The sequence below is a fragment of the Pseudomonas sp. GW458-11-26-14-LB4 genome (assembly GCF_059423925.1).
In genome coordinates this window covers 1-2964 of the sequence record NZ_JBWKYU010000042.1, presented here as the reverse complement: position 1 = coordinate 2964, position 2964 = coordinate 1, and the positions used below count along the sequence as shown (strand labels likewise).

4 protein-coding genes and 3 tRNA genes are annotated in these 2964 nt (G+C 53.0%); all 7 read right to left on the bottom strand.

All coding sequences use genetic code 11. The annotated features are described in order from the left end of the window. The coding region (locus AC07XZ_RS29065; RefSeq protein ID WP_238556644.1) for a GTP-binding protein at window positions 1–158 on the bottom strand (158 nt) is incomplete at its 3' end. A gap of 85 nt (window positions 159–243) precedes the next feature. Continuing rightward, window positions 244–319, bottom strand: a tRNA-Thr gene (locus AC07XZ_RS29060). Window positions 320–345: 26 nt separating this feature from the next. Continuing rightward, window positions 346–419, bottom strand: a tRNA-Gly gene (locus tag AC07XZ_RS29055). A gap of 25 nt (window positions 420–444) precedes the next feature. Then, window positions 445–529, bottom strand: a tRNA-Tyr gene (locus AC07XZ_RS29050). Window positions 530–672: 143 nt separating this feature from the next. Next, window positions 673–1113: a hypothetical protein gene (locus AC07XZ_RS29045; protein ID WP_102686412.1), complete on the bottom strand. Its 441-nt coding sequence runs from the start codon at window positions 1111–1113 to the stop codon at window positions 673–675. 7 nt (window positions 1114–1120) lie between these two features. Then, on the bottom strand, window positions 1121–1870 hold the full coding sequence (locus AC07XZ_RS29040) for a pantothenate kinase (protein WP_085747588.1): 750 nt from the start codon (window positions 1868–1870) through the stop codon (window positions 1121–1123). Then, window positions 1860–2813: a bifunctional biotin--[acetyl-CoA-carboxylase] ligase/biotin operon repressor BirA gene (birA, locus tag AC07XZ_RS29035; RefSeq protein WP_085747587.1), complete on the bottom strand. Its 954-nt coding sequence runs from the start codon at window positions 2811–2813 to the stop codon at window positions 1860–1862. The genes AC07XZ_RS29040 and birA overlap by 11 nt, the downstream gene beginning before the upstream one ends. Between the last annotated feature and the right edge of the window lie 151 nt (window positions 2814–2964).

Sequence of the window (2964 nt, the reverse complement as noted above, 5' to 3'; positions counted from 1 at the left end):
GCGCTGTCGATCTTGTCGAATTCAACTACGGCCGAACCGAAAACTTCGGAGCAGACGCGAGTCAGAGCAGCGGTCAGCGTGGTCTTACCGTGGTCTACGTGACCGATGGTGCCTACGTTGACGTGCGGCAGGGAACGATCAAATTTTTCCTTAGCCATCGATATCACCCCTAACAGAAGAAATTGAGCAAACAACACGAGCCATTAAAACAAAGGCAGATATTTTCATATCTGCCTTGTTATATGGAGCTCTTGAGCGGATTTGAACCGCTGACCTCACCCTTACCAAGGGTGTGCTCTACCAACTGAGCTACAAGAGCGTAAAACTTTGCACAACCTGCAAACTTGGAGCGGGTAGCGGGAATCGAACCCGCATCATCAGCTTGGAAGGCTGAGGTTCTACCACTAAACTATACCCGCGGAGCCTGCAGCTCACGCTAAAATCTGGTGGAGGGAGAAGGATTCGAACCTTCGAAGTCGTAGACGTCAGATTTACAGTCTGATCCCTTTGGCCGCTCGGGAACCCCTCCTAATCAGGCCGGCATTCTATACTATGCCAAACCCCTGTCAAGCATTTTCTCATTTAAAAACCTGAGGTTAGCTGCATTGACACCACCCCACTGCTTCTACCTTTTCAGGTCTTCGCTGTGGAGCGGGCGCCATTCTATGCAAACTATTCAGTGGGTGCAACCCCCTCGCACAGCATTATTTTATGTTTTAACTCATTGAATTCCTTGGAAAGGTTTTGTAACTGAGCATCACCCAGCAAACGCTGGGTTTCGGGCGTAATCTGGAACCAATATGAGCCGCCGGAAGACTCTTTTGATGAAGGAAGAGCTTTTGCTCCAATCTCCGTCAAACGCTGTTCCAACGCCTGAGCGGTCTCGGGGCGCGCCAAACCACCTACATAAAGGCACTGCCCATCAGACTTCCCCCCAGTCCTTTTTTCACGGGAAGCATCACCACCAGCCTCACTCAGCAAGCGAATATCCTGTTGCGAGCCACGATAAAGACTGAGCGGCGTTACATCCTTTGCGCGTAGCGGGGCCTCCTGCTGATGCCAGACGTAATAAAACACATTGAGTACCAGAAGCAGAAGAAACAACCAACGCATACAAACCTCAGGACAAAGGACACGCCATAGCCAAACCCACGAACACCAAATCGGGAACAATCCGAGCCTCAGGCGCAACATCCGAAACCAGCTCGGCATCACCACCCGTAATGAAGACACTGTAGTCATCACCCCAGTAGGAGCGCGCCATCTCCAGCTGCGTCAACACAAATCCCCTGAGCATCAACGAACAGCCACGCTCTACAGCCTCAGCCGTATTGCGCCCCGGAGCCTGGCTCGTCAATGCACGCTCTGCCGCCAGGTCTCCATAGCGAATTTTTCGAGTATGCGTACGCAACTGATTACGCATCAGCGGCATGCCAGGACAAATGAAGCCTCCCAGATGCTCGCCGTCCACGGAGATAAAGTCCGCAGTCACCGCTGTCCCGAAATCAAGAACCAGACAAGCACCTTTAGCCAGGTGAAAACCACCAAGCATCGCCAGCCAGCGATCGAGACCAAGGCGCTCATAGTCGTCGTAACCATTCTTTACGCCGGACATCTCGCGAGCGGGCGCCGCACAGACAACGGAAATGCCGAACTCATGCTTGAGCAAGCCAATCAGCAAATTAGTCTCATCTTCGGTTCTTACGCTGACGAGGCGACATTTCTTGAGAGACACTTTCTCGAACGATCGAAGACCGTCAACCAACGCCATGTCAGAGTCGACCACGCCCTCCGCGACCAAGACGCCGGCCTCAACGCTCAGCACACGCCATTTGATAAAGCTGTTTCCACAATCGAGCTCAAGAATCATCACGCAACCTCAAGCTGAGCTCACCGCCACTAAAGACCTTTTCCACACCATCTACCTTCAGCCTAAGCGCGCCCTGATTATCGATTCCCAGCACCACACCCTCTACCTGATTGACACCGGCGGTGAGAGAAACCGGCTGCCCTTGCCACAAATGACTCGCCTCCCACTCCGCCTGAAGCGCAGAGAAGCCACCTGATTGGTGACGCTGCAGATAGAGTTGCAGCTGCTTACTCAGCTCAATCGCCAGAATATTGCGATCACAAGATTTGCCCGATTCTAGACGCATTGAAGTCCATTGCTGATCAACTTCGTCTGTAGCCTGCATGTTCACATTAATGCCTATGCCCAACACTACATGGCACACGTCTGCTGGATCACCAACCAGCTCCAACAGGATCCCGGCGATTTTTTTTTGGTCGACCAATACATCATTGGGCCATTTCAGCCCTGCACCTGGCACCCCAAGCGCATGCAAGGCCTGCATGACCGCGAGACCAACAACGAGACTTAACCCTTCAAGCTGACGCATCCCACCATCGATGCGCAGCACGAGACTGTAATAGAGGTTTTCAGCAAACGGACTCACCCATTTACGGCCTCTGCGCCCCCGCCCTGAGCTCTGGCGCTCAGCCAGTACAAGAAAGGGAGCCGCCCGCCCCCCATCCACCGCGCGCAGCGATTCAGCATTAGTCGAGTCCACGGAATCGAAGATACTGACAGACCAGCCGGAAAGACTTTCCTCTATCCTGAGCGAGTCAAGCAGCGCCAATGGCGAAGCCAATTGATAGCCCCGCCCTCGAACTTTATGTATGGATAACCCAAGCTCCGCCTCCAGATGCTGAAGCTGCTTCCATACCGCACTTCGACTAATTCCCAGAGCAACACCCAGGGCCTGACCGGAATGGAATCGACCATCCTTCAGAAGGTTCAACAACGTCAGCATGCAGGTCTCGCCTCAGAATGAGGCCCGAATAATAGCCATGCACCGGGCCGCTGCATAGAATTCAAACAATCCATTTTCCTGCGGGCAAAACAAAACCCCAACTGCTTTCGCAATTGGGGTTTCGGAATTTAATCTTGACGATGACCTACTC